The 800-nt window shown below is 61.8% G+C and carries 1 protein-coding gene; it reads left to right on the top strand.

Annotation, left to right across the window (positions count from 1 at the left end):
- Positions 1-320: 320 nt before the first annotated feature.
- Positions 321-800 (top strand): hypothetical protein (locus ACYP5B_RS52465; RefSeq protein ID WP_459575397.1); only part of this gene is annotated, 480 nt, incomplete at its 3' end.

The following is an 800-nucleotide window of genomic DNA, read 5'->3' as shown; positions in this document are numbered from 1 at the left end:
TCGCAGCATCGCCAGCGCAACCGCCTGGGTCTGGCTATCTCAGGCACGTTTGCTCGTACGCCGATTGACCAATGCCTGAATTTGTCCTCACCCTCTAAGGAATGATGTAGGAACGCAAAGCATCGCAAAAAGTTATTCTAACAGCGCGCCGGACAGAGGAGTGTCGGAGGTAAGGGAGACTCGAGGCGAGTGTTCTCCCGCGCTAGCAGCCCTAGCCTGGCTGGGCCGGTGGGGCGGGCGCCAAGGTGGCCCGAATTGCCCGCCGTACTGCGCGGCCGAATGCGGCATTCGGAACAACCAGATTTACTGCGGCGGAAAGAGTGGTCAAGCTCCTGCTGATGTCATGCCTTTCAGTAGCCACCATGCGAGTTCAGATTTCCTGCCGGACCAATCTATCCCTCCGGCGTCTAGTGCCCGCTTTCCCGATGAGGATCACGCCACACCAAGGTGTCCATGGGCTGACGCGTCGAGGCTTTCAGCGCGCCCTGAGGGACAACCGCACGGTCGAGGTGCCGGCGTTCGAGTCGATTGATCTGCACTTCGAAGGCAGCTTCTTCGCGGTCTCTACTTGCAGCGTCGAACTCGATAGCCCTATCTCGGCAACCCTGGGTGCGGCACGGTCGGCCGCCGTGGGCACTGCTCTACCGAAGGCGAGGACACTCCGCGAGACGATCTCGGGCACCGTGTTTCGTGAGCCGCAGCAGGCGTGGACCGCCCAGACTGTTGCGCAGGCTTTGTGCACCACACCCGAGCGCATCCGCAGTGGCCTCTTCATGGAGGGGGCCGCCTTTACGCAGCTC

The sequence above is a fragment of the Cupriavidus sp. 8B genome, from assembly GCF_054589115.1.
The sequence above is the reverse complement of the archived record's forward strand: the minus strand, read 5'-3'. Positions and strand labels throughout refer to the sequence as shown.